Genomic DNA, 25,464 nt, shown 5'->3' with positions numbered 1-25,464 from the left:
TGGGAGGGGGCTTGCCCCCGATGAGGCCGGCAAAGCTGTAGAGAATATGAAGAGGTCATCAATGTCCCAGGCACCAAAAATCACCATCGCCGACACGCCATTGCGCTGGCAGGACGTGGTCGCCGTGGCCCGTCATGGCGCGCGGCTCGAACTGTCGACCCAGGCCTGGGCGCGGATCGATAACGCCCAGGCCATCGTGCAGCGCATCGTCAGCAGCGGTGAGCGCGCCTACGGTGTGAACACCGGGCTGGGGGCGCTGTGCAATGTGTCGCTGCAAGGCGAGCAACTCAGCCAATTGTCGCGCAATACCTTGCTTAGCCATGCCTGCGGCGTCGGCCCGGTGCTGAGCGACGAACAGACCCGCGCGATCATCTGCGCGGCCCTCGTCAACTACAGCCACGGCCATTCCGGCCTGCACCCTCAAGTGGTGCGGGCACTGCTGGCGCTACTCAACCATGGCATCACCCCGCAAGTGCCGTCCCAGGGTTCGGTGGGTTACCTGACCCATATGGCCCACGTCGGCGTGGCGTTGCTGGGTGTCGGCAATGTGAGCTATCGCGGCGGCATTGTCTCGGCGCAGCAAGCCTTGCTGGCCGAAGGTTTGCAGCCCGTTGAGCTTGGCGCCAAGGACGGTCTGTGCCTGGTCAACGGCACGCCGTGCATGACCGGCCTGAGCTGCCTGGCCCTGGCCGATGCCCATCATCTGCTGCAGTGGGCCGACGTGATCGGCGCCATGAGCTTCGAGGCCCAGCGCGGTCAGCTCGATGCGTTCGACGCAACCATTATCGCCCTCAAGCCCCACCCAGGCATGCAGTTGGTGGGCGCCAACCTGCGCGCGTTGCTCGACGGCAGCGAGGTGATCGCCGCCAGCCAGGGCATACGCACCCAAGATGCCCTGAGCCTGCGCTCGATCCCGCAAATCCATGGCGCGACGCGTGACCAGGTGGTGCACGCCACCCAGCAGATCGAGACCGAACTCAACAGCGTCACCGATAACCCACTGGTGCTCGGCACACCGGACAACTACCGCGTGGTGTCCCAGGCCAACCCTCACGGGCAGTCGGTCGCGCTGGCGGCGGATATGCTCGCCATCGCCATGGCCGAAATCGGCTCGGTGGCCGAGCGCCGCCTGGATCGCTTGATCAACCCCCATGTCAGTGGCCTGCCGGCGTTTCTGGTAAGCAACCCCGGGGTCAACTCCGGCATGATGATCGTGCAGTACGTCGCCGCGTCGTTGTGTGGGCAGAATCGCCAACTGGCGCAGCCGGCGGTGCTCGACAATTTCGTCACCTCGGGCCTGCAGGAAGACCACCTCAGCATGGGCACCAATGCCGCACTCAAGCTGCACCAGATGTTGGCCAACGTGACCCAGATCCTCGCCATCGAGTACTTGCTGGCGGCCCAGGCTTTTGAATTTCTAAAAACCCAGCGCTTCGGCACCGGCACCGAGCGTGCCTGGCGTTTGCTGCGCGAACAGATCCCGCCCTATGAGCAGGACCGCTGGCTGGCGCCGGACATCGCGACCGCCGCCGCACTGCTCAAGGACAGCGCTTTGCTGCATCAAGCATTTCCCCATTTGCACTGAACAATAATTCCAAAGGAGCATCACTGTGACTGCGCTAAACCTGATTCCGGGCCAACTGAGCCTCGCCCAACTGCGGGCTATCTACCAGCAGCCGGTAACCCTCAGCCTGGATGCCAGCGCATCGGCGCAGATCGACGCCAGCGTGGCCTGTGTCGAGCAAATCCTCGCCGAAAACCGCACCGCCTACGGCATCAACACCGGCTTCGGCCTGCTGGCCTCCACGCGCATCGCCAGCGAAGACCTGGAAAACCTCCAACGCTCCCTGGTGTTGTCCCACGCCGCCGGTGTCGGCGAGCCGATCAGCGACGCACTGGTGCGATTGGTGATGGTGCTCAAGGTCAACAGCCTCAGCCGTGGTTTCTCCGGCATCCGTCGCGTGGTGATCGATGCACTGATCGCGCTGATCAACGCCGAGGTCTACCCGCATATTCCGTTGAAAGGTTCCGTGGGCGCGTCCGGTGACTTGGCGCCCCTGGCCCACATGTCTCTGGTGCTGCTCGGCGAAGGCAAGGCGCGCTACAAAGGCGAATGGCTTGAAGCAAAAGACGCGCTCAAGGTCGCTGGCCTTGCGCCGCTGACCCTGGCGGCGAAGGAAGGCCTGGCGCTGCTTAACGGCACCCAAGTGTCCACCGCCTATGCCTTGCGCGGCCTGTTCGAAGGTGAAGACCTGTTCGCCGGTGCCTTGGCGTGCGGTGGTCTGACCGTGGAAGCGGTGCTGGGCTCGCGCTCGCCGTTCGATGCGCGCATCCATGCGGCTCGCGGTCAGCGTGGGCAGATCGATGCGGCGGCGGCCTACCGTGATCTGCTGGGCGAAAGCAGCCAGGTGTCGCAGTCGCACCAGAACTGCGACAAGGTGCAGGATCCGTATTCCCTGCGTTGCCAGCCGCAAGTGATGGGCGCCTGCCTGACCCAGTTGCGCCAGGCTGCCGAAGTGCTGGTGGTGGAAGCCAACGCCGTATCGGATAACCCACTGGTCTTTGCCGCCGAGGGTGATGTGATCTCCGGCGGTAACTTCCATGCCGAACCGGTGGCCATGGCCGCCGACAACATGGCGCTGGCCATCGCCGAAATCGGTTCACTCAGTGAGCGACGTATCTCGCTGATGATGGACAAGCACATGTCCCAGTTGCCGCCGTTCCTGGTGGGCAATGGCGGGGTCAACTCCGGTTTCATGATTGCCCAGGTCACCGCCGCCGCATTGGCCAGCGAGAACAAGGCGCTGGCCCATCCCCATAGTGTCGACAGCCTGCCGACCTCGGCTAACCAGGAAGACCACGTGTCGATGGCTCCGGCGGCCGGCAAGCGGTTGTGGGAAATGGCCGAAAACACCCGTGGCATCCTCGCCGTGGAATGGCTGGCGGCGTGCCAGGGCCTGGATCTGCGCGAAGGCTTGAAAACCTCCCCCAAACTGGAAAAGGCCCGGGGCATCCTCCGCAGCCAAGTGGCGTTTTACGACAAGGACCGCTTCTTCGCCCCGGACATCCTCGCCGCCAGCGAACTGCTCGCCAGCCGCTGCCTGAATGAGCTGGTCCCGGGCCAGTTGCTGCCGAGCCTGTAACCCAAGGAGTGTCGGATGAAAACCCTTTGGCAACACTGCCACGTCGCAACCATGGCCCAGGGCAAGTACTCGATCATCGAGGATGCGGCCATGGTCACCGCCGGTTCGCTGATCGAGTGGATCGGCCCGCGCAGCCAGGCGCCCAGCGTGGATTACGCCCAGGTTCATAATCTGCAAGGCGCGTGGGTGACCCCAGGGCTGATCGATTGCCATACCCACACGGTGTTCGGTGGCAATCGCAGCGGTGAGTTCGAGCAACGCCTTGAAGGCGTGAGCTATGCCGAGATCGCGGCGCAGGGCGGTGGGATTGCCAGCACCGTACGCGCCACCCGCGCCGCCAGTGAAGATGAACTGTTCGCCAGCGCCCATAAGCGCCTGCGCAGTTTGTTGCGTGACGGCGTGACCACGGTGGAAATCAAATCTGGCTACGGCCTCGATTTGGCCAGCGAGCGCAAATTGCTGCGGGTGATTCGCCGTCTCGGTGAGGCGCTGCCGGTCAGCGTGCGCGCCACTTGCCTGGCCGCCCATGCCTTGCCGCCGGAGTACAAGGACCGCGCCGACGACTACATTGAGCATATCTGCCAGGAGATGCTGCCGGCCCTGGCGGCCGAAGGCCTGGTGGATGCGGTGGATGCGTTTTGCGAATACCTGGCGTTTTCCCCGGCACAAGTGGCGCGAGTGTTTGACGTCGCGCAGCAACTCGGCCTGCCGGTGAAGCTGCACGCCGAACAGTTGTCCTCGTTGCACGGCTCCAGCCTCGCCGCGCGTTATCACGCATTGTCGGCGGACCATCTGGAGTTTATGACCGAAGAAGACGCCATCGCCATGGCCGCCGCCGGCACCGTCGCGGTACTGCTGCCGGGGGCGTTCTACTTTCTACGCGAAACCCAGTTGCCGCCTATGGAGGCCCTGCGCAAGCACGGTGTGAAAATCGCCATCGCCAGCGACCTCAACCCCGGCACCTCGCCGGCGCTGTCTGTGCGCCTGATGCTGAACATGGCCTGCACCTTGTTCCGCATGACCCCGGAAGAAGCCCTGGCCGGCGCTACCCAACATGCGGCCAGCGCGCTGGGCATGGGCGACACACATGGTTCGCTGGAAGTGGGCAAGGTCGCGGATTTTGTCGCCTGGCAGATCGATCGTCCGGCCGACCTGGCTTACTGGCTGGGCGGCGAACTGGATAAACGCGTCGTGCGCCATGGCGTCGATGTCAACGTTTAAGGAGTACCGTTGTGGATAACGTTCTGAACTTCAAGCAAGGCCGCACACCGCTGCTGATCAGCATGCCCCACGCCGGGCTGCGCCTCACGCCTGCGGTAAAGGCCGGGCTGATCCCCGAGGCGCAGAGCCTGCCGGACACCGATTGGCATATCCCTTTGCTGTATGACTTTGCTGAGGAATTGGGTGCCAGCACCTTGTCGGCGGAGTATTCGCGGTTTGTCATCGATCTGAACCGACCCTCCGACGACACGCCGCTGTACGCCGGCGCCACCACCGGCCTGTACCCCAAAACCCTGTTCGATGGCGTGCCGTTGTTTGTCGAAGGCCAGGAGCCGTCCGAGGAGGAACGGGCGACCTACCTGCAGAAAATCTGGGGCCCCTACCACCGCGCGCTGCAAGAAGAGTTGGCGCGGCTAAAGGCTGAGTTCGGCTATGCGTTGCTGTTCGATGCGCACTCGATTCGCTCGGTGATCCCGCACCTGTTCGACGGCAAACTGCCGGACTTCAACCTCGGCACCTTCAACGGCGCGGCATGCGACCCGGAACTGGCCGGCCAGCTCGAAGCCATCTGCGCCAGGCACACGCAGTACACCCATGTGCTTAACGGGCGCTTCAAGGGCGGGCATATCACCCGGCATTACGGCAACCCGGCCGAGAATATCCACGCCGTGCAACTGGAGTTGTGCCAGAGCACCTATATGGAAGAGTTCGAACCGTTCAAGTACCGCGCGGACCTGGCTGAGCCGACGCGAGTGGTATTGAAGCAGTTGCTCGAAGGTTTGTTGGACTGGGGACGCAAGCGCTACGGCTAGGGAGGATCTACAGCGTTGGCCTTACCCTAAGCCAAATACAGTTCCAACTGTGGGAGGGGGCTTGCCCCCGATAGCCATAGGTATCTACATAAGTCTCAAAGGTTGAAATAACTCTGTGGTGAGCGAGCCCGCTCACCACTGCCAAGCCCTCATCCCAAGCCTTGCTTACCTGGGGAGCGAAGGGCTGACACAGGTCTAAGCGCTCAAGGACATGCTCATTGCACAATTCGGGTTTATAGTGCCAGACGGCAGAATAATATACGTCCCCCCAGGGATGAACCCGACCCCCTACGGAGCGCGCAATGCAGACTTGGTACCCGCAGATCAAACCCTACGCCCGGCACGATCTGGCCGTCGATGACACCCATACCCTGTACGTCGATGAAAGTGGCTCTCCCGAAGGCTTGCCCGTTGTATTCATCCATGGTGGCCCTGGCGCCGGTTGCGACGCCCAGAGCCGCTGCTATTTCGACCCCAACCTGTACCGCATCGTAACCTTCGACCAGCGCGGTTGCGGTCGCTCCACGCCACGCGCCAGCCTGGAAAACAACACCACCTGGGACCTGGTCGCCGACATGGAGCGCATCCGCGAGCACCTGGGCATCGATAAATGGGTGCTGTTCGGTGGCTCCTGGGGGTCGACCCTGGCCCTGGCCTATGCGCAAACCCATCCCGAGCGCGTGCATGGCCTGATCGTGCGCGGCATCTTCCTGGCCCGTCCGCAGGACATCCACTGGTTCTACCAGGAAGGCGCGAGTCGCTTGTTCCCGGATTACTGGCAGGACTACATCGCGCCGATCCCGGCCGATGAGCGTCACGACATGATCGCGGCCTATCACAAGCGCCTCACCGGTAACGACCAGATCGCCCAGATGCACGCGGCCAAGGCGTGGTCCGGCTGGGAAGGGCGCATGCTCGGCTTGTGCCCGAGCCCGCAGCATGTGGAGCGGTTTTCCGAGCCGCAGCGGGCGTTGTCGATTGCGCGCATCGAGTGCCATTACTTCACTAACCACTCGTTCCTGGAACCCAACCAACTGATCCGTGACATGCATAAGATTGCGCACCTGCCTGGCGTAATCATCCATGGGCGCTACGATATGATCTGCCCGTTGGATAACGCTTGGGAGTTGCACCAGGCGTGGCCCAACAGCGAGCTGCAGGTGATCCGCGAGGCGGGGCATGCGGCGTCCGAGCCTGGCATCACCGACGCGCTGGTGCGCGCGACCGGCGAAATGGCCCGGCGTTTGCTCGACCTGCCGCCTGAAGAAGCATGAAGGGGCTGCTGCAACGGGTGCGTGGTGCCCGGGTCGAGGTAGCAGGTGAAATCGTAGGGGCCATCGATCAGGGGTTGCTGGTGCTGGTGGCCGTCGAGCCTTCAGATACCCCTGAGAGTGCCGACAAATTGCTGCACAAGTTGCTGAACTATCGGGTGTTCAGCGATGACGAAGGCAAGATGAACCTGTCGCTCAAGGACATTGACGGCGGTTTGCTGCTGGTCTCGCAATTCACCCTGGCGGCGGATACCAAGAGCGGCTTGCGGCCCAGCTTCTCCACGGCGGCCCCTCCGGCCCTGGGAGCGGCGCTTTTTGAGCACTTGCTGTTACAAGCGCAACAATTGCATGGCAGGGTGGCGTCGGGGCGTTTTGGCGCGGATATGCAGGTGCATTTGGTCAATGATGGCCCTGTGACCTTCCTCTTGCAGACGTGAATGTATTGAAAACGACTTTTAATGCTTAAAAACGCAGGATTTCGCTACAAATACTTCGTTGCCCCTGATGCGTTGTCTCGCGGGCTACTAGATAATCGCGCGCTACGGGGATCAGCGTTGTTTGGTCCATTTTTGACTTAGGTAGAGACTTGTCCGACAACCATTGGGGAATCATTTTGACCCAGGGGAGTCGGAACAATGCTCGCCAACCTGGCATATAGATAGCTGGCCGTTGGTTTTTTGATCTGTTTTCGGCGAGGGTTGCTCGTGATTGTTAGTCCCTGTAATGCACCAAAATTGTCTGCCAAACGGTTACGAAACGCACTGGTGACGGGCTCTGCCCTGTTTTGCCTGTTCGGCGCGGGTCAACTGTGGGCATTCAGTCTGGATGATGTGTCGGCCAAGGCGAAAGAGCTGGCCGGGCAGAAGTACGAAGCTCCGCGCAGCAATCTGCCGAACGAATTCCGCGAAATGAAGTTTGCGGACTACCAGAAAATTCGTTTCCGCAATGAAAAAGCCGAGTGGGCCGATCAGAACACCCCGTTCAAGCTGTCCTTCTATCACCAGGGTATGCACTTCGATACGCCGGTGAAAATCAACGAAGTCACCGCTGACAGCGTTCAGGAAATCAAATACGACCCGTCGCGTTTCGATTTCGGTGATGTGAAATTCGATCCTAAGGCCACCGAACAACTGGGTTATGCCGGTTTCCGTGTTCTGTTCCCGATCAATAAGAGCGACAAGCAAGACGAAATCATGACCATGCTCGGCGCCAGTTACTTCCGCGTCGTGGGCAAGGACCAGGTCTATGGCCTGTCCGCCCGTGGCATGGCGATCGACACTGCGCTGCCGTCCGGCGAAGAATTCCCGCGGTTCACCGAGTTCTGGATCGAGCGTCCAAAGCCGGGTGACAAGCACCTGGTGATCTTTGCCCTGCTGGATTCGCCGCGCGCGACCGGCGCCTATCGCCTGATCCTGCGTCCGGGCACCGACACTGTGGTCGACGTCAAATCCCAGATGTTCCTGCGCGACAAGGTCAGCAAACTCGGGGTGGCCCCGCTGACCAGCATGTTCCTGTTCGGCGCGAACCAGCCGTCCAAAGTGCTCAACTACCGTCGCGAACTGCACGACTCCAGCGGTCTGTCGATCCATGCCGGCAACGGCGAGTGGATCTGGCGTCCACTGAACAACCCTAAACACCTGTCGGTCAGCAATTTCAGCGTAGAGAACCCGCGCGGTTTCGGCCTGCTGCAACGTGGTCGCAACTTTAGCCACTACGAAGACCTGGACGACAACTACGACAAGCGCCCAAGCGCCTGGATCGAACCTGAAGGCGACTGGGGCAAGGGCTCCGTGGACCTGGTTGAGATCCCGACCGCCGACGAGACCAACGACAACATCGTTGCGTTCTGGAGCCCGGAAAAACTGCCGGAAGTCGGTCAGCCGCTGGACGTAGCCTACCGCCTGCACTGGACTCTGGACGACGCCGCGTTCCATTCGCCGGACAGCGCCTGGGTCAAGCAGACCCTGCGTTCTACTGGTGACGTGAAGCAATCCAACCTGATCCGTCAGCCGGATGGCAGCGTCGCTTACCTGGTGGACTTCGAAGGCCCGTCCCTGAAGAAACTGCTGCCGGACGCGCCTGTGCGCAGCCAGGTGAGCGTGGGTGACAACGCTGAACTGGTTGAGAACAGCGTGCGTTACAACGAGCACACCAAAGGCTGGCGCCTGACCCTGCGCATGAAGATCAAGGACCCGAGCAAACCGACCGAAATGCGTGCCGCCCTGGTGCAGGACGTTGCTCAGCCAGAGCCTGAGCATGTGTCGACCCAGGTCCTCAAGGCCGACAAGGTATTGGCCAAGCAACACGAGAAACAGGCCAAGAAAGACGCCAAAGACAAGGAAGCCAAGCAGCCAGAAGCTGCCCCAGCCACACCGGAGCCGATCAAGACCGAACAGGTCCTGACCGAAACCTGGAGCTATCAGTTGCCTGCCGATGAGTAATTCTCAAGTCCAGCCAGAGACTCTGTCCGAGTATCTGGCGCATCTTCCGATGACTGCAGAGCAGCGCGCCGAACTGGCGGGCTGCTCCTCCTTCGCCGAATTGCATCAACGCCTGTCGTCCGCGACCTTCGACGAACCGGTCGACGCCGCTCAAGCGTCGGTGGGGCGCCGGTTGACCCTCAGCACGGCCGAAGAGCTGCAAGACGCCGAAATGCTTGCGGTCGATGCTGCCGGTCGCGTATGCCTCAAAGCCACGCCGCCGATCCATCGCACCCGGGTGGTGCCGGAGCCGTGGCGCACCAATATTCTGGTGCGCGGCTGGCGCCGCCTCACCGGGCGCAGCAACCCGCCCAAGCCGCCGAAGGATGAACGGGTATTGCCGGCCGCGCGCTGGCGCATCGTCGGTTCGATCCGTCGCTATATCCTGCTGGTGCTGATGCTCGGCCAGACCATCGTGGCCGGCTGGTACATGAAAGGCATCATGCCGTACCAGGGCTGGTCGCTGGTGGACTTCGACGAAATCCGCAATCAGACCCTGCTGCAGACCGCCACCCAGGTGCTGCCTTACGCCCTGCAAACCAGCATCCTGATCATGTTCGGGATTTTGTTCTGCTGGGTGTCGGCCGGTTTCTGGACAGCGCTGATGGGCTTCCTGGAGTTGCTCACTGGCCACGATAAATACCGGATCTCCGGTAAAAGTGCCGGCAACGAGCCGATCCCGAAAGACGCCCGCACCGCGCTGGTGATGCCGATCTGTAACGAAGACGTGCCCCGGGTATTCGCCGGCCTGCGCGCCACGTTCGAATCGGTGGCCGCGACCGGTGACCTGGACCGCTTCGACTTTTTCGTGCTCAGCGACAGTAACGACGCCGACATCTGCATCGCCGAGCAGCAGGCCTGGCTCGACGTGTGCCGCGAAGCCGGTGGCTTCGGCAAGATCTTCTATCGCCGTCGCCGTCGTCGCGTCAAACGTAAAAGCGGCAACCTCGACGACTTCTGCCGTCGTTGGGGCGGTGACTACAAATACATGGTGGTCCTCGACGCCGACAGCGTGATGAGCGGCGAATGCCTGACCAGCCTGGTGCGCCTGATGGAAGCCACGCCGGATGCCGGGATTATCCAGACCGCGCCGCGTGCGTCGGGCATGGACACCCTGTATGCGCGCATGCAGCAGTTCGCCACTCGTGTATATGGCCCGCTGTTCACCGCTGGCCTGCACTTCTGGCAGCTGGGTGAATCCCACTATTGGGGTCACAACGCAATCATCCGCATGAAGCCGTTTATCGAGCACTGCGCCCTGGCGCCGTTGCCGGGTAAAGGCGCGTTCGCTGGTTCCATCCTGTCCCACGACTTCGTAGAAGCGGCGCTGATGCGTCGGGCCGGCTGGGGCGTGTGGATTGCCTACGACCTGCCGGGCAGCTATGAAGAACTGCCGCCGAACCTGTTGGACGAACTCAAGCGTGACCGTCGCTGGTGCCACGGCAACCTGATGAACTTCCGTCTGTTCCTGGTTAAAGGCATGCACCCGGTGCACCGTGCGGTGTTCCTGACCGGCGTGATGTCCTACCTGTCGGCGCCGTTGTGGTTCCTGTTTCTGGTGCTGTCCACCGCGTTGCTGGCGGTGAACACCCTGATGGAGCCGCAGTACTTCATGGCGCCGCGCCAGTTGTACCCGCTGTGGCCGCAATGGCATCCGGACAAAGCAGTGGCGTTGTTCTCCACCACTATCGTGTTGCTGTTCCTGCCTAAATTGCTGAGCATCATCCTGATCTGGGCCAAAGGCGCGAAGGAGTTCGGCGGCAAGTTCAAGGTCACGATGTCCATGCTGCTGGAAATGCTGTTTTCCATGCTGCTGGCGCCGGTGCGGATGATTTTCCACACCCGTTTCGTGCTCGCCGCGTTCCTCGGCTGGGCCGCGACCTGGAATTCGCCAAAGCGTGATGACGACTCCACCACCTGGGGCGAAGCGTTCAAGCGCCACGGCACGCAAACCTTGCTGGGCTTCCTGTGGGCTCTGCTGGTGGTGTGGTTGAACCCAAGCTTCCTGTGGTGGCTGGTGCCGATTGTCGGGTCGCTGATGTTGTCGATCCCGGTGTCGGTGATCTCCAGTCGGGTGAACCTGGGCCTCAAGTCCCGTGACGAGAGCCTGTTCCTGATCCCTGAGGAATACAATCCGCCCCAGGCGCTGGTGTCGACCGACAAGTACACCCACGAAAACCGTTGGCACGCCCTGCACGACGGCTTCGTGCGCTCGGTGGTCGACCCGCAGCAGAACGCCCTGGCCTGTGCCTTGGCGACGTCGCGTCACGGTCAGGCCGAGCCGATCGAGTACCTGCGTGCCGAACGCGTGCGCCATGCGCTGAAAGTCGGCCCCGCCGGCCTCAACAATGCCGAACGTGTGGCCTTGCTCAGTGATCCGGTGGCCCTGGCCCGCCTGCACGAGCTGGTCTGGAGCGAAGGGCACGCCGAGTGGCTCGCCGCCTGGCGTGAGTCGATCAAGGCTGACCCGCACGCGCCGTTGCTGCCTCTGCAACCGCTGTCGTCCCAGGCCCAACCGGCCTGATTCAAACACCCCCGAGGGCTTACCTCGGGGGTGTTTCAAGCGCTTTTCCTACAACGATTTCTTTCCCTCCAAAAGCTAGCTAACTCCTTGTAATTTCGAAACAAAATACCCCCTGCCAAGGGCGTATTGACGTGCCCGTGGCTGGGGTAGGATCGCCCCCCAATTCGTTTCGGCCACAGGGGGATTCATGATCAAAAGGTATTGTGCGGCGTTGCTGCTGAGCGCCGTCGCCTGGGTACAACAGGACGTGCAGGCAGGCGCTATAGACGATGCTGTACGGCGCGGTGTGCTGAAAGTGGGCACCACTCCCACCTATGTGCCCTTCGAAATGACCGATAAGCAGGGGCGCATCGTCGGCTTTGAAATCGACCTGCTCACGGTCATGAGCCAGGCCATGGGCGTGGAGCTTGAACTGGTCTCGGTGCCTTACACCGAGTTGGTACCGGGGTTGCTGGCCAGAAAGTTCGACATGATCGGCAGTGGCATGACCGTGACACAGGAGCGCAACCTGAAGCTCAACTTCAGCGACTCCTTCATTGTGGTAGGCCAAACCGTGTTGCTGCATCCCAGCCTGGTCGGCAAGGTCACCAGTGTTGAAGACCTGGACGATCCCCATTACCGCATCGCCACCACCGAAGGCACCACCGGCGAAGCCGCGGCGCGGCGCTTTTTGGGGGCGGCGCGATTGAGCCGTTTCGCCACCCCGGAGGAGGGTGTGCGCCACGTGGTGGATGGCAAGGCCGATGCGTTTATCCACGATGCGCCCTATAACCTGATCGCCCTGAGCCGTGCGGAAAACAGTGCTTTGCTCTTGCTGGAGCAGCCGTTCACCTTCGAACCGCTGGCCTTTGGTTTGAAGAAAGGCGACTTCGACAGCCTCAACTGGATCAATCATTTCTTGAATCAGGTCGCCCAGGACGGCACCTACGATCGCCTGCATGACAAGTGGTTCAAGGACACGGACTGGCTGGCGGAAATCGATTGAAAGTCATAACTGCTTACACAACAGTTATCTGCCTTCATGACCTGGGCGCGTGTCTACCCCCTGTGCTGGATCGTCGCGTTGTGGGGTTTTTCTGACATGCGCAATAACAATTACCCGTGAAACCTTTGTGACCGGCAGTGAGTGGGTTAGGATCGCACCCCGAAATGGCGCAGCCCTTTTGTGCGCCGACCTTATAAGAATCGTTCAGGGGACTTGATGATGAAAAAGTATCTTTCGATGCTGCTGCTAGGCGTCACCGCACTGGTCGCGGCCACTGCGGCCCAGGCCGGCGCCATCGACGATGCGGTCAAGCGCGGCACGCTGAAAGTCGGGATGGACCCGACTTACATGCCGTTCGAAATGACGGACAAGCGCGGCGAAATCATCGGTTTCGAAGTCGACATCCTCAAGGCCATGGCCAAGTCCATGGGCGTCAAGCTGGAGCTGGTCTCCACCGGCTATGACGGCATCATCCCGGCCTTCTTGACCGGCAAGTTCGACATGATCGGCAGCGGCATGACCCTGACCCAGGAACGCAACCTGCGCCTGAACTTCAGCGAACCGTTCATCGTGGTCGGCCAGACCCTGCTGATCCGCAAGGACCTGGAAGGCACCATCAAGTCCTACAAAGACCTGAACGACGAGAAATACCGCCTGACTTCCAAGCTCGGCACCACCGGTGAAATGGTCGCCAAGAAGCTGATCTCCAAGGCCAAGTACCACGGCTACGACAACGAGCAGGAAGGTGTGCTGGACGTGGTCAACGGCAAGGCCGATGCCTTTGTGTATGACGCGCCGTACAACGTGGTGGCCGAGAAGAAAGTCGGCAATGGCAAACTGGTGTTCCTGGACGAACCGTTCACCTTCGAGCCCCTGGCGTTCGGTTTGAAGAAAGGCGACTACGACAGCATCAACTTCATCAACAACTTCCTGCACCAGATCAAGAACGACGGCACCTACGATCGAATCCATGACAAGTGGTTCAAGAGCTCCGAGTGGCTCAAGGACATGGAATAAGGTCCGACTGAACACCGCGTAGCGCCCATCGCGGGCAAGACTGCCACATTTGACTGTTGGAACTCGGTCAAGTGTGGGAGTGGGCGTGCCCACAATGGCGGCCTACCAGGCAACACACATCCGGAAAGATCAATGAAACAGAAAAAAGCCCAATGGCCCTGGCACCTGCTGACGGTGGTCGTGCTGGTTGGCTTGGCCGGCGCCTTGTATTACGCCACCTCGCTGATGTCCTACGAATGGCGTTGGAACCGCGTACCGCAGTACTTCGCCTATCAGGCGGAAACTGCCCAGCGTGCGGCGGATATCTCCACCGTCGTTGAGCTGGTACGCAATGGCGACGTGGCCGAAGTCACCTTGCGCAATGACGCGGGCGTCGAGCAAAAGCTCGCTGTCGCCGACAACAGCTTGCAAGTGGCCCGCGGCGATGATGTGGCCGAGGGCGATGTGGTCGGTGTGACCCGGCACTGGGCGTTGGGCCCGTTGATGTGGGGGCTGTGGACCACGTTGTGGCTGTCGGTGGTGTCCGGCATCCTGGGCCTGGTGATCGGTCTGGCGACCGGCCTGTGCCGCTTGTCCAGCAACCCGACCCTGCGCGACCTGTCGACGATCTATGTCGAATTGGTGCGCGGCACGCCGCTGCTGGTGCAGATCTTCATTTTCTATTTCTTTATCGGCACGGTGCTCAACCTTTCCCGCGAATTTGCCGGGATCGCCGCGCTGTCGCTGTTTACCGGCGCCTATGTGGCGGAAATCGTGCGCGCCGGTGTGCAGTCGATCACCCGTGGTCAGAACGAGGCCGCGCGATCCCTGGGCCTGAGTGCCAGCCAGTCGATGCGTCACGTCGTGTTGCCCCAGGCGTTCAAGCGCGTGTTGCCGCCGCTGGCCGGGCAATTTATCAGCCTGGTCAAGGACACCTCGCTGGTTTCGGTGATCGCCATCACCGAACTGCTCAAGAGCGGCCGCGAAGTGATCACCACCTCGTTCTCACCGTTCGAAATCCTGTTCTGCGTCGCAGGCCTGTACCTGCTGATCAACCTGCCGCTGTCGAAAATGGCCAGCCGGCTTGAGCGGAGGCTCGCGCAAAGTGATTGAAGTCCGCGATCTGGTAAAAGTCTTCGATACCCGTGGGCAGGTCGTCCGCGCGGTGGATAACGTCACCACCCAGGTGGCCAAGGGCGAAGTGCTGGTGGTGATCGGCCCGTCCGGTTCCGGCAAGTCCACCTTCCTGCGCTGCCTCAATGGCCTGGAAGCATTCGACTCGGGCTCGGTGAGCATCGACGGCCTGCAACTGGCCGATCCGAAAACCGACGTGAACGCCTATCGCCGCGAAGTCGGCATGGTGTTCCAGCACTTCAACCTGTTCCCCCATATGACCGTGCTGGAAAACCTGTGCCTGGCGCAGAAAGTCGTGCGCAAGCGCGGTAAGCAGGAGCGTGAGGCCAAGGCTTTGGCGCTGCTGGAGAAGGTCGGTATCGCGCAAAAGGCCAACGAGTTTCCATCCCGCTTGTCCGGCGGTCAGCAACAGCGGGTAGCCATCGCCCGGGCCTTGGCGATGGACCCTAAAGTGATGCTGTTCGACGAGCCCACCTCGGCCCTCGACCCGGAAATGGTCGGTGAAGTGCTCGATGTGATGAAGACCCTGGCCCTGGAAGGCATGACCATGGTCTGCGTCACCCACGAAATGGGCTTTGCCCGCGAAGTGGCCGACCGTGTGCTGTTCTTCGATCACGGCAAGTTGCTGGAAGACGCGGCCCCCGCCGCGTTCTTCGAGGCCCCCAAGGATCCGCGCGCCCAAGCCTTCCTGCGCCAGGTGCTGTAACCGGCCGGGGCGCGTTCAGACCTTGAACCGCCCCACACATGCCTGCAGATCCGTGCCCAACCGGGCCAGTTCAGTGCTTGCCGCGGCCGTTTGCTCACTGGCGGTGGCGGTCTGTTCCGACACGTCCCGCACCTTCAACACGCTGCGATTGATCTCTTCGGCCACCGCGCTCTGCTCCTCGGCCGCCGCGGCAATCTGTGGGTTCATTTCCTGAATCACTCCCACCGTGCGTGCGATCTCCATCAAGGCCTCGCCGGCGTTGCGGGTCAGGCCGACGCTTTGATCGGTCAGCGCACGGCTGTTGTCCATAATGTCGGCCACCTGTTGCGTGCCGCTGTGCAGACCGCCGATCAGTTCCTCGATTTCCTCGGCGGACTGCTGGGTGCGTTGGGCGAGGCTGCGCACTTCATCGGCGACCACCGCAAAGCCTTGCCCGGCCTCCCCAGCACGGGCCGCTTCGATGGCGGCGTTGAGGGCCAACAGGTTGGTCTGCTGCGACACCGACTTGATCACTTCCAGTACGCTGCCGATCTTCTGGCTCTCCCGTTGCAGCCCCAACATGGCTTGGCTGGAGCGCGCCATTTCATGGGCCAGATGCTCGATCTGCGCCACGGCATCCGTCACCACTCGGTCGCCCAGCTCGGTTTGCTGGTTGGCCTGCTTGGCGGCGATCGACGCCTGTTCAGCATGCCGCGCCACTTCCTGGGCGGTGGCCAGCATTTCGTTCATGGCGGTGGCGACCTGTTCGGTTTCGTCGCGTTGATTGTTGACTCCCGAACGGGTCTGTTCGGTGACCGTGGACAGCTCCTCGGCGGCGCTGGCGATCTGCCTGGCGTTGTCGCTGATGTTGCCGATCAGGGCGCGCAGGTTGAGCGTCATTTGCGTCATGCTGCACTGCAATTGGCCCAATTCGTCCCGGCGTCGGGTCTGGACATCATGGCTCAAGTCGCCTTCGGCAATGCGATTGGCCACCGCCAGGGCTTTGCGCAATGGCTTGACGATCTGCCCGGCGATAACCCACGCGGCCAAGGCGCCGAAGATCAGCGCGGCGGCCGTGGTCGCCAAGGTCTGGGTACGGGCGTGATCGGCGGCGAGGTCGCGTCGTTGGGTCTGGTCCTGGCTCAACAGGTCGCTCTGCGCGAGCAGTTGATCCAGCTGTTGCTCCAACTGGGCTTGCGCGGTCTCGGTGCTCAGTTGCGCCTCCTTGAGGCGGGTGAGATGGGTGCGGATGCTTTGCACGGCGTTGGTCAGCGCGCTGTTATCCACCGGCAGCTTCGCCACGGCGGCGAGGGTCAGTTCCAGGCTGCGCTCCGCGTCGCTGACGGCCTGGGCGTAGGCCTCCAGCGAATCGGCGGCCCAGGCCGCGCTCTGGGCGCTGTCTTCGGCGTGCCCAATGGCCTGTCGGAGATTCTCGATAGCATCCAAGGCCTTTTCATCCTCCTGATCCGGCAGGTCGCTGGCCAATTGCGCCAGTACATCGCCGATGCGCACGGTGCTTTGTTTCAATTGCTCGCGGGCGTTTTCCCGTTTCTCCACGCGGGTGGGTATGTCCTTGAGGGTCGTTTTGAACGCATCGGACAGACGCGTCATCTCCTGTAAATACTGAATGGACTGGGCGACTTTGAGGCGGTTGGAGAGCTCTGCCAGCGCGGCCTCGACTTTTTCCATGCCGTGGCTTAATCGATCGAGGCTTTTGGCATCGTCCAGCGTGCGGTAAACGATGCGATCGGAGCGCAGTTCTTCGCCGGCCACGGCCAATTGCGCGAGCACGGTGAGGGTTTGCGAGCGGTAAAGGGATGCGGCCAGGGCCTGCCAGCCGGTCACGGCGATGACCAGGCTCAGGGCCAGTACCAGGGCGAAGCCCAGGGCCAGTTTGAGGGTGACGCTGGCGTCGCCCAATAGGTGAGTCATTCGACGAAGCATGGTTAACCTCCGACAAGTGAACGAGGGACGTTCGTCAACGTATCGGCGCACCACGGGCGCGCTAACGCGGTGAACTGAGTTCAACGCTAGTTCTGTTGTCGGTGGGGAGAGCCTGAAAAACTCGTAGGAAATTTCACAGGCTGACAACGGCGACCCGAGGCAGGTCGCCGTGACACAGGGGGGTCAGACGCGGAAGCGGCCGACCAGGGCTTGCAGGTGGGTGCCCAGGCGCGCGAGTTCGGTGCTCGACGTGGCAGTCTCTTCGCTGGCGGCGGCGGTCTGTTCCGAGATGTCGCGCACGTTCAACACGCTGCGGTTGATCTCTTCGGCCACGGCGCTCTGCTGCTCGGCGGCGGTGGCGATCTGGGAGTTCATCGCCTGGATCGTCGATACGGTACGGGTGATGCTGGCCAGGGCACTGCCGGCGCGGCGGGTCAGTTCGACACTGCTGTCGGTGAGGCCGCGGCTGTTGTCCATGATGGCCGCCACCTGCTGAGTGCCGGTTTGCAGGCCGGCAATCAGCTCTTCGATCTCTTCGGTGGACTTTTGGGTGCGCTGCGCCAGGCTGCGCACTTCATCGGCCACCACGGCGAACCCGCGCCCGGCTTCACCGGCCCGTGCCGCTTCAATCGCGGCGTTGAGTGCCAACAGGTTGGTTTGCTGGGCCACGGACTTGATCACGTCGAGCACGCTGCCGATCTTGTCGCTTTCGCGCTTGAGATCGCCCATGGCCTCGGTGGAGTTGCCGACCTCGGTGGCCAAGCGTTCGATCTGGGCAATCGCCTCGCCCACCACCTTGTCGCCCTCACGGGCCTGCTGGTCGGCAGCCACGGCGGCTTCGGAGGCTTCCTCGGCATTGCGCGCCACCTCCTGCACGGTGGCGGCCATTTCGTTCATGGCGGTGGCCACCTGATCGGTCTCGACCTTCTGGCTGTTGACCCCGGCACTGGTCTGTTCGGTCACGGCGGACAGCTGTTCGGCGGCGCTGGCGATCTGGGTCACGCCATCGCTGATACCGCCGATCAACTCACGCAGGCCCACGGTCATGCTTTGCATGGCCCGTTGCAGTTGACCCAGTTCGTCCTGGCGCAGCGAGGTCAGGTTGTGGCTCAAGTCGCCCGAGGCGACGCGCTCCGCGACTTTGAGGGTCTGCTCCAGCGGGAGGATGATCTGGCGGGTGATGGCCCATGCGGCCACGAGGCCGAAGATCAGTGCCAGGATGGTCGCGAGCAGCAACAGGTTTTTTGCGTGGGCGGCGTCGGTGTCGCGCACGACAGTCTGAGAGTCAGTCAGTTTGTTGCTGCGATCAATCAGGATATCGCCTTGGGCGCCCATGATTTTCAGGGCAGCAGCGCTGGCCAATTGGGAGTCCCGGAATTGGCTGACCGCTGCGCGGTAGGCTTGCAACGAGACGCTGGCCTGTCCCAGATTGTTCGAGAATTGATCGCCAATCTGGCCGTTGAGGCTGGCAATTTTCTTGAGGGCGTTATCAATGGCATCCAGCGCGGGCTGTTCGGCTTCGACTTTGCCGCTGTAGGTGTAGCCACGAACCTGGAAGCGGGCCTGCTGAATCAGCTTGCTCAGTTCGACGATGCTGTTGAACTGGCTGACGCTGTCGCCTTGCAATAGAGCCTTTTCAACTTCAGCGACCTTAGCCACCGCGTTGTCGGCGGTATCGCCCAGCTTGCTACGGGCGTTCTCTCGGTTGGCACCGGCTTGTGCCATGGCCTCGAAGGCGCGTTTGTAGGTTTCGACCGCTGCTAGTTGGTCTTCGATCAAGGCGATATCGGCGGGTTGTTCGATCAGTGTGCGCGCGGTTTTAAGGCCGCTGTCCAGTTGCCCCAGCAGCCCGCTGACGGCGGTGGTTCCCTGTTCGCCGCGACGCATTTCATAGTCCAGGCGCGCAATGCGCAAGTCCTTGGTCAAGTCATTGAGGCTGGCGATATAACCCAGTTTGTCCCCTCGGCTGATTACCCCCGACAGCCCGGTCCAGCCAGTGAGCATGATCAATAGGGTCAGCAGCAGCACCAGGCCAAAGCCTACCGCCAGCTTGGTTTTGACACTGACATTCCCCAGTTTTTCGGCTAACCAACGATACATGCTGCAAACTCCCCTGGAACAAGGCTTGGACTTATCCAAGCCTTATCGGCTGCCTAGGGCGTTTCTGTAGGAATCAGCAGTTGGGGGCGTCAGAACAGGCGGGCAAGGAGAGCCGTCACGGCCGTTTCGACGCGCAGGATACGTGCACCGAGTTGCACCGGTTGCAAGCCGGCCTTGGTCAGCAATTCCACCTCGTAGGGGATCCAGCCGCCTTCCGGTCCAATCGCCAGGGTGACCGGTTCATCCAAGCCGCGCGGGCAGGCCGGGTAATCCCCCGGATGACCGATCAGGCCCAAAGTGCCCTCGGTCATGGCCGGCAGACGGTCTTCAACGAACGGCTTGAAGCGCTTTTCGATGATGATCTCGGGCAGCACGGTGTCGCGGGCTTGCTCCAGGCCCAGGATCAGTTGCTCACGGATCGCCTCGGGCTCCAGGAACGGGGTCTGCCAGAAACTTTTCTCTACGCGGTAGCTATTGACCAGCACCACCTTGGGCACACCCATGGCCGCCACGGTTTGCAGCACTCGGCGCAGCATCTTCGGGCGGGGCAGGGCCAGCAATAGGGTCAGGGGCAGTTTGGCCGGCGGCGGCAGGTCGAAGCTGACCTGTAACTCGGCCTCGGCGGCCTCAAGGCGCAGCAGGTGCGCATTGCCCATCAGCCCGCCGATGCGGCCGACGCGCAGGTTGTCGCCCACCGCCGCGCGGTGGACGTCCTGCATATGCACCAGGCGTCGATCCCGCAGGATCACTCGGTCGGCCGCGATAAAGTCGGCGTCTTCCAGCAGCAGCAGGTTCACGGCTGGGTCGCTGGCGGCTGGTCGTCGTCGGCGGGTTGGTCATCCGGGTGGTCGCTGCGCTTGCTGATCAGGCCGCTGAACAGGATGCCGATCTCGAACAGCATCCACATCGGCACGGCCAGAAGGGTCTGGGAGAAGATGTCCGGCGGGGTCAGGATCATGCCGACCACGAAGCAGCCGATGATCACGTACGGGCGGATCTTCTTCAGGTACTGCACATTGACCACGCCGATCCATACCAGCAGCACCACCGCCACCGGGATCTCGAAGGCCACGCCAAAGGCGAAGAACAGCGTCATCACGAAGTCGAGGTAGCTGGTGATGTCGGTCATCATCTCCACGCCGGCAGGTGTGGCGGCGGCGAAGAATTTGAAGATCAGCGGGAACACCAGGAAGTAGGCGAAGGCCATGCCGGTGTAGAACAGCAGGATGCTCGACACCAGCAACGGCACCGCGATGCGTTTCTCATGCTTGTACAGGCCCGGAGCGATAAAGCCCCAGATCTGATGCAGGATCACCGGGATCGCCAGGAACAGCGAGACCATCATCGTCAACTTCAACGGCGTGAGGAACGGCGAGGACACATCGGTGGCGATCATCGTCGCGCCGGCCGGCAGGTACTGGCGCAACGGCGTGGAGACGAACGTGTAGATCTGCTGGGTAAAGGCGAACAGCCCGGCAAAGATGATGAAGATCGCCGCTACGCAACGCAGCAGGCGGGTACGCAGCTCGGTAAGGTGCGAGACCAGCGGCATGTGCTGGTCGTTTTCCGGTTTATCAGCGCTCATGGGGCTCGCGGCGGCAATGTAGGGTCATGGGGAGCGGGCGACGCGGTGGGCGCCGGTACTGGCTCTTTCGGGGTTGGAGCGGTGTCGGCGGCTGGGGCTGGTGCAATGCTGTGTTCAGCCACCGGCTCCACCGGTTTGGCCGGCTCCTGCACGGGCGACAGGATCTTGCGCGCCTCTTGCTCCAACGACAGGATGTGTTCGTTGTGCAGTTGTCGGCGGATCTCGTCCGCGCCGATTTCCCGTTCAACTTCCTGTTTGATGGCGTTGAAACTGCGTTTCAGGCGCCCGATCCACAGCCCGGCCGTGCGTGCGGCACCGGGCAGGCGTTCCGGCCCCAGCACCAACAGGGCCACGAGGCCGACGAGGAGCAGTTCAGAGAAGCTGATACCAAACATTAGTCAGTGCTCACGAGTCTTTGCGGGTCGGCTCTTCGACTTTTTCAGCCTGCACGTCGAAGGTGCGACGCTCGGTGATCGGCTGGGCGGCCTGGGGGTGCACAGGCTGGGCCGGTGGCACCGGATTGGCCGCAGGGTCGGCGGGTTTTTCATCGTCGTTCATGGCTTTGCGAAAGCCCTTGATCGACTCGCCGACGTCGGTGCCGAGGTTTTTCAGTTTCTTGGTGCCGAACACCAACACCACTACCACCAGAATGACGATCCAGTGTTTCCAGTCAAAAATGCCCATGCTGCAAATCCTCTAATCAACGTTATTCAAGCGGACGGGCGCGAGGCCTTTTCGGCGTGCCCGGACAGGCCGAAGCGACGGTCCAGTTCATCCAGCACGGCCTGCGGATGCTGCCCCAGTTGGGCGAGCATGACCAGGCTGTGGAACCACAGGTCGGCGGTCTCGTAGATCACATCGCTGCAGTCGCCACTGATCTGGGCGTCCTTGGCGGCAATGATGGTCTCGACCGATTCTTCGCCGAGCTTCTCCAGGATCTTGTTCAAGCCCTTGTGGTACAGGCTGGCGACGTAGGAGCTGTCGGCGTCCGCACCTTTGCGGTCCTCCAGCACCTGGGCCACACGGTTCAGGGTATCGCTCATGTTCAGTGTCCTGCGGAGTAAATGGCGTGCGGGTCTTTGAGCACCGGTTCGACCACTTTCCACTCGCCGTCCTCGAACACGCGATAGAAGCAGCTGTGACGGCCGGTGTGGCAGGCAATGCCGCCGATCTGCTCGACTTTCAGGATGATGACATCCCCATCGCAATCCAGACGCAGCTCGTGCAGGGTCTGCACATGCCCGGACTCTTCGCCCTTGCGCCACAGTTTGCCACGCGAACGTGACCAGTAGATGGCGCGCTGCTCAGCGGCGGTGAGGCTCAGGGCCTCGCGGTTCATCCAGGCCATCATCAGCACGCGCCCGGTCTTGTAGTCCTGAGCAATGGCTGGCACAAGGCCGTCACTGTCCCATTTGATTTCGTCCAGCCAGTCTTTCATGTTCGGCTCCGGCAATTTGCAACAGTGTATAACTGGATCGGCTATCGCCGCACAATCAGATAAACACCCACGGCGACCATGATCCCGGCCGGCCAATGGCCCAATTGGTTCAGCGGCCCGCCGATCGCCAGCATCACGCCACCCACCAGATGCGCCGCGCCCAATAGGCGCAGAAACCAGTCGTCCTTGCGTTTTTGCCACGGTGGCGCGGGGTCTTTGGCGTGGGGTTGGGACATGCGCTCAAGCAGGTCACGGGTCATATTGGCCAGGTGCGGCAGCTGTTCGAACTGGCTGTGCAGGTTGCCCAGCATGGTCTTTGGACTCATGCGCTCGCGCATCCAACGTTCCAGGAACGGCTGCGCGGTATTCCACAGGTCGAGGTCCGGGTACAGCTGGCGGCCCAGGCCTTCGATGTTGAGCAAGGTTTTTTGCAGCAGGACCAACTGCGGCTGCACTTCCATATTGAAGCGCCGCGCGGTCTGGAACAGGCGCATCAGTACCTGGCCAAATGAAATATCTTTTAATGGTTTTTCAAAGATCGGCTCGCACACGGTACGGATTGCCGCTTCGAACTCATTGAGCTTGGTCTCCGCCGGCACCCAGCCCGAATCGATGTGCAATTGCGCCACGCGGCGGTAGTCGCGCTTGAAGAAGGCGAACAGGTTGCGCGCCAGGTAATCCTGGTCTTCCGGAGTGAGGCTGCCGACGATGCCGCAGTCGATCGCGATGTACTGCGGGCTCCACGGGTTGACGGTGCTGACGAAGATATTGCCCGGGTGCATGTCGGCGTGGAAAAAACTGTCGCGGAACACCTGGGTGAAGAAAATCTCCACGCCGCGTTCGGCGAGCATCTTCATGTCGGTGCGCTGGTCGGCCAGGGTGGCCAGGTCGGTGACCTGCACGCCATAGATGCGCTCCATCACCAGCACTTTAGGGCGGCACCAGTCCCAATACACTTGCGGCACATACAGCAGTTGCGAGCCTTCGAAGTTGCGCCGCAATTGGCTGGCGTTGGCCGCTTCACGCAGCAGATCGAGTTCGTCGTAGATGGTTTTTTCGTAGTCGGCGACCACGTCCACCGGGTGCAGCAAGCGTGCATCGGCGCTGAAACGCTCGGCGGCGCGGGCGAGGATAAACAGCCATGCCAGGTCCTGGCCGATGATCGGCTTGAGGCCCGGGCGAATCACCTTCACCACCACTTCTTCGCCGGTCTTGAGTTGCGCGGCGTGCACTTGCGCCACGGAGGCCGAGGCCAGGGGCTCGACGTCGAAGCGCCTGAACACCTCGCTGATCTTTTTGCCCAGTTGCTCTTCGATCAGCGCCATCGACTGTTGCGAATCGAAGGGCGGCACGCGGTCCTGCAACAGCATCAGCTCGTCGGCGATGTCTTCGGGCAGCAGGTCGCGGCGGGTGGAGAGAATTTGCCCGAACTTGATGAAGATCGGCCCCAGGTCCTGCAATGCCAGGCGCAGGCGCGCACCGCGGCTGAGCTCCAGCCGTTTGCGGGGCAGCCAGCGCCACGGCAGTACATAGCGCACCGCCAGCAGGAACCATGGCAAGGGCAGGGCGAACAGCAGGTCATCGAGACGGTAGCGGATTACGACGCGCTGGATACGGAACAAACGGCGGACGGCGAGCAGCTTCATGCGTTATCGCTTGGATCAAGGGAACGGCTCAGGCGCTCGAAGCGCGCCTCAAGACGTTCCAGGTCGAGTTTGGCCTTGTCGAGTTCGCGAAAGCGCGCTTGCGCTTCCCGTTGCCCGACCAGAGTGCGCGATTCTTCGCTCAGGTATTCGGCGAGGTTCTGGTTAAGGCTGGCGAATCCCTGCTGGTACCAGCGCGTGCGGCTGCGCACGTGACCGCTGATCAACTGGGTGGCGACGGGGCCGATCCAGCGCGAGAGTTCGTATTCCCAGTCCAGTTCCAGATCCTGCAGCACGGCGGCCAGGTCCATCAGCACCGCGCTGTCGCCTTCCAGCTCAACTTCGGTGCTGTGCAGGATGGCGGTCTTGTTGCGGCTCAGCGCAAGGTGCAGCAGGCTCGATGCCGGCGCACGCAGGGTGCAGTCGGCGTCGGCGGCCCACTGGGTCGCCAGCATCAGGCCTTCATCGCTGGGCAGGATAAACAGCTGCAAGGCGGGGCTGCGGCAGTCGACGGCGATGACGTTGCCGTTAAGGTGTGCGAGCCGCGCCAGGGCAGTGCTGTCCAGGCGCAGCACACGGTTGAGGCCGTGCTCGACGCTGGCGAGAAGACCTTGCAGCAGCATCAGGGCTTGATGCCGCGGTGCAGGGCGACGATGCCCGAGGTCATGTTGTGGTAAGTCACACGGTCAAAACCGGCTTCCACCATCATCGACTTCAGGGTCTCCTGGTCGGGGTGCATGCGGATCGATTCGGCCAGGTAGCGGTAGCTCTCGGCGTCATTGGTGATCAGCTTGCCCATCAGCGGCATGAAGGCAAAGGAGTAGGTGTCGTAGACCTTGGACATCAGCGCGTTGGTCGGCTTGGAGAACTCCAGCACCAACAGGCGGCCACCCGGTTTGAGTACGCGCAGCATCGAGCGGATCGCGTCTTCTTTATGGGTCACGTTGCGCAGGCCGAAGGCGATGGTCACGCAGTCGAAATGGTTGTCGGGGAACGGCAGCTTTTCAGCGTCGGCCTGGACGAATTCGATATTGCCGGCCACGCCTTTGTCGAGCAGACGGTCACGGCCGACCTTGAGCATCGAACCGTTGATGTCCGCCAGCACCACCTGGCCAGTCGGGCCGACGAGCTTGGAGAACTTGGCGGCCAGGTCGCCCGTGCCGCCGGCGATGTCCAGCACGCGATTGCCGGGGCGTACGCCCGACAATTCGATGGTAAAGCGCTTCCACAAGCGGTGCATGCCGCCGGAAAGCACATCGTTCATCAGGTCGTACTTGGCGGCTACAGAGTGGAACACCTCAGCGACTTTTTCCGCTTTCTGGCTTTCCGGGACGTTCTTGAAGCCGAAGTGAGTGGTGGGTTCGGCATCGCTGCCTTTGCGCTGATCAGTCATATCGCTGTCACCAAAAGAGAATGCGGCACATGATAATCCCCAAGGCTTGCTTTGTCTTGGCAAGGCTGCAGGTAAGATAGAAGGGCGCCGAGACGTTTTGCCGCATTCAC

Annotated in this window: 23 protein-coding genes and 1 pseudogene; 12 read left to right on the top strand and 12 right to left on the bottom strand. The window is 61.8% G+C overall.

Annotated elements, in window-relative coordinates; all coding sequences use genetic code 11:
- Positions 1–61 precede the first annotated feature (61 nt).
- From hutH (K1567_RS14265) to K1567_RS14210, 12 genes are all read left to right on the top strand, one after another.
- Positions 62–1,585, top strand: coding sequence for a histidine ammonia-lyase (gene hutH, locus K1567_RS14265; RefSeq protein ID WP_220698588.1), 1,524 nt, complete (start codon positions 62–64; stop codon positions 1,583–1,585).
- 25 nt (positions 1,586–1,610) lie between these two features.
- On the top strand, positions 1,611–3,143 hold the full coding sequence (gene hutH, locus K1567_RS14260) for a histidine ammonia-lyase (protein WP_034111397.1): 1,533 nt from the start codon (positions 1,611–1,613) through the stop codon (positions 3,141–3,143).
- 15 nt (positions 3,144–3,158) lie between these two features.
- A complete protein-coding gene (gene hutI / locus K1567_RS14255; protein WP_220698587.1) occupies positions 3,159–4,364 on the top strand; it encodes an imidazolonepropionase in 1,206 nt (401 codons plus the stop codon).
- An 11-nt stretch (positions 4,365–4,375) separates the two neighbouring features.
- On the top strand, positions 4,376–5,176 hold the full coding sequence (gene hutG / locus K1567_RS14250) for an N-formylglutamate deformylase (RefSeq protein ID WP_040265741.1): 801 nt from the start codon (positions 4,376–4,378) through the stop codon (positions 5,174–5,176).
- Between the two features lie 302 nt (positions 5,177–5,478).
- Entirely contained in the window at positions 5,479–6,450 is a 972-nt protein-coding gene (gene pip / locus K1567_RS14245; protein WP_034095471.1) for a prolyl aminopeptidase, read from the top strand.
- On the top strand, positions 6,447–6,884 hold the full coding sequence (gene dtd, locus K1567_RS14240; RefSeq protein ID WP_034095472.1) for a D-aminoacyl-tRNA deacylase: 438 nt from the start codon (positions 6,447–6,449) through the stop codon (positions 6,882–6,884). The genes pip and dtd overlap by 4 nt, the downstream gene beginning before the upstream one ends.
- A 324-nt stretch (positions 6,885–7,208) precedes the next feature.
- The gene (locus K1567_RS14235; RefSeq protein WP_187696826.1) at positions 7,209–8,888 is read left to right on the top strand and encodes a glucan biosynthesis protein G; all 1,680 of its coding nucleotides are present in this window, start codon (positions 7,209–7,211) and stop codon (positions 8,886–8,888) included.
- Positions 8,881–11,451, top strand: coding sequence for a glucans biosynthesis glucosyltransferase MdoH (gene mdoH, locus K1567_RS14230; protein ID WP_220698586.1), 2,571 nt, complete (start codon positions 8,881–8,883; stop codon positions 11,449–11,451). Before K1567_RS14235 ends, mdoH begins: the two co-directional genes overlap by 8 nt.
- Before the next feature lie 187 nt (positions 11,452–11,638).
- A complete protein-coding gene (locus K1567_RS14225) occupies positions 11,639–12,436 on the top strand; it encodes a transporter substrate-binding domain-containing protein (RefSeq protein ID WP_034095474.1) in 798 nt (265 codons plus the stop codon).
- A gap of 219 nt (positions 12,437–12,655) precedes the next feature.
- The gene (locus tag K1567_RS14220; protein ID WP_034095475.1) at positions 12,656–13,453 is read left to right on the top strand and encodes a transporter substrate-binding domain-containing protein; all 798 of its coding nucleotides are present in this window, start codon (positions 12,656–12,658) and stop codon (positions 13,451–13,453) included.
- A 132-nt stretch (positions 13,454–13,585) separates the two neighbouring features.
- Entirely contained in the window at positions 13,586–14,545 is a 960-nt protein-coding gene (locus K1567_RS14215) for an amino acid ABC transporter permease (RefSeq protein ID WP_169867899.1), read from the top strand.
- Positions 14,538–15,272 (top strand): amino acid ABC transporter ATP-binding protein, encoded by a 735-nt coding sequence (locus tag K1567_RS14210; protein ID WP_220698585.1) that lies wholly within the window; start codon positions 14,538–14,540, stop codon positions 15,270–15,272. Before K1567_RS14215 ends, K1567_RS14210 begins: the two co-directional genes overlap by 8 nt.
- 15 nt (positions 15,273–15,287) lie before the next feature.
- On the opposite strand, the gene K1567_RS14205 is transcribed toward K1567_RS14210, so the two are convergent.
- The 12 genes and pseudogenes from K1567_RS14205 to ubiE form a co-directional block, all read right to left on the bottom strand.
- Entirely contained in the window at positions 15,288–17,195 is a 1,908-nt protein-coding gene (locus tag K1567_RS14205) for a methyl-accepting chemotaxis protein (protein ID WP_034095478.1), read from the bottom strand.
- 183 nt (positions 17,196–17,378) lie between these two features.
- Entirely contained in the window at positions 17,379–18,092 is a 714-nt protein-coding gene (locus tag K1567_RS28005) for a methyl-accepting chemotaxis protein (protein ID WP_371263977.1), read from the bottom strand.
- 144 nt (positions 18,093–18,236) lie between these two features.
- Positions 18,237–19,199 (bottom strand): annotated as a pseudogene (locus tag K1567_RS28000) (methyl-accepting chemotaxis protein); the annotation flags it as partial.
- Positions 19,200–19,384: 185 nt separating this feature from the next.
- Positions 19,385–20,092, bottom strand: coding sequence for a 16S rRNA (uracil(1498)-N(3))-methyltransferase (locus K1567_RS14195; RefSeq protein ID WP_034111410.1), 708 nt, complete (start codon positions 20,090–20,092; stop codon positions 19,385–19,387).
- Positions 20,089–20,880, bottom strand: coding sequence for a twin-arginine translocase subunit TatC (tatC, locus tag K1567_RS14190; protein WP_034095481.1), 792 nt, complete (start codon positions 20,878–20,880; stop codon positions 20,089–20,091). Before tatC ends, K1567_RS14195 begins: the two co-directional genes overlap by 4 nt.
- A complete protein-coding gene (gene tatB, locus K1567_RS14185) occupies positions 20,877–21,275 on the bottom strand; it encodes a Sec-independent protein translocase protein TatB (protein ID WP_220698584.1) in 399 nt (132 codons plus the stop codon). Before tatB ends, tatC begins: the two co-directional genes overlap by 4 nt.
- A 10-nt stretch (positions 21,276–21,285) precedes the next feature.
- Positions 21,286–21,564: a twin-arginine translocase TatA/TatE family subunit gene (locus K1567_RS14180; protein WP_017738835.1), complete on the bottom strand. Its 279-nt coding sequence runs from the start codon at positions 21,562–21,564 to the stop codon at positions 21,286–21,288.
- A 26-nt stretch (positions 21,565–21,590) separates the two neighbouring features.
- On the bottom strand, positions 21,591–21,923 hold the full coding sequence (locus tag K1567_RS14175; protein ID WP_003209299.1) for a phosphoribosyl-ATP diphosphatase: 333 nt from the start codon (positions 21,921–21,923) through the stop codon (positions 21,591–21,593).
- A gap of 2 nt (positions 21,924–21,925) precedes the next feature.
- Positions 21,926–22,318, bottom strand: a complete 393-nt coding sequence (gene hisI, locus K1567_RS14170; RefSeq protein WP_034095483.1) for a phosphoribosyl-AMP cyclohydrolase — start codon at positions 22,316–22,318, stop codon at positions 21,926–21,928.
- A gap of 41 nt (positions 22,319–22,359) precedes the next feature.
- On the bottom strand, positions 22,360–23,964 hold the full coding sequence (gene ubiB, locus K1567_RS14165) for a ubiquinone biosynthesis regulatory protein kinase UbiB (protein ID WP_034095484.1): 1,605 nt from the start codon (positions 23,962–23,964) through the stop codon (positions 22,360–22,362).
- Complete coding sequence (locus tag K1567_RS14160; protein WP_034095485.1) at positions 23,961–24,584, bottom strand: SCP2 domain-containing protein; 624 nt, start codon at positions 24,582–24,584, stop codon at positions 23,961–23,963. Before K1567_RS14160 ends, ubiB begins: the two co-directional genes overlap by 4 nt.
- Positions 24,584–25,354, bottom strand: a complete 771-nt coding sequence (ubiE, locus tag K1567_RS14155; protein WP_034095486.1) for a bifunctional demethylmenaquinone methyltransferase/2-methoxy-6-polyprenyl-1,4-benzoquinol methylase UbiE — start codon at positions 25,352–25,354, stop codon at positions 24,584–24,586. Before ubiE ends, K1567_RS14160 begins: the two co-directional genes overlap by 1 nt.
- Positions 25,355–25,464: the final 110 nt, after the last annotated feature.

Source organism: Pseudomonas sp. S5F11 (assembly GCF_019641515.1).
Taxonomy (GTDB): domain Bacteria; phylum Pseudomonadota; class Gammaproteobacteria; order Pseudomonadales; family Pseudomonadaceae; genus Aquipseudomonas; species Aquipseudomonas rhodesiae.
Note: the sequence above shows the minus strand (reverse complement) of the source record. Positions and strands in the feature narration are given on the sequence as shown.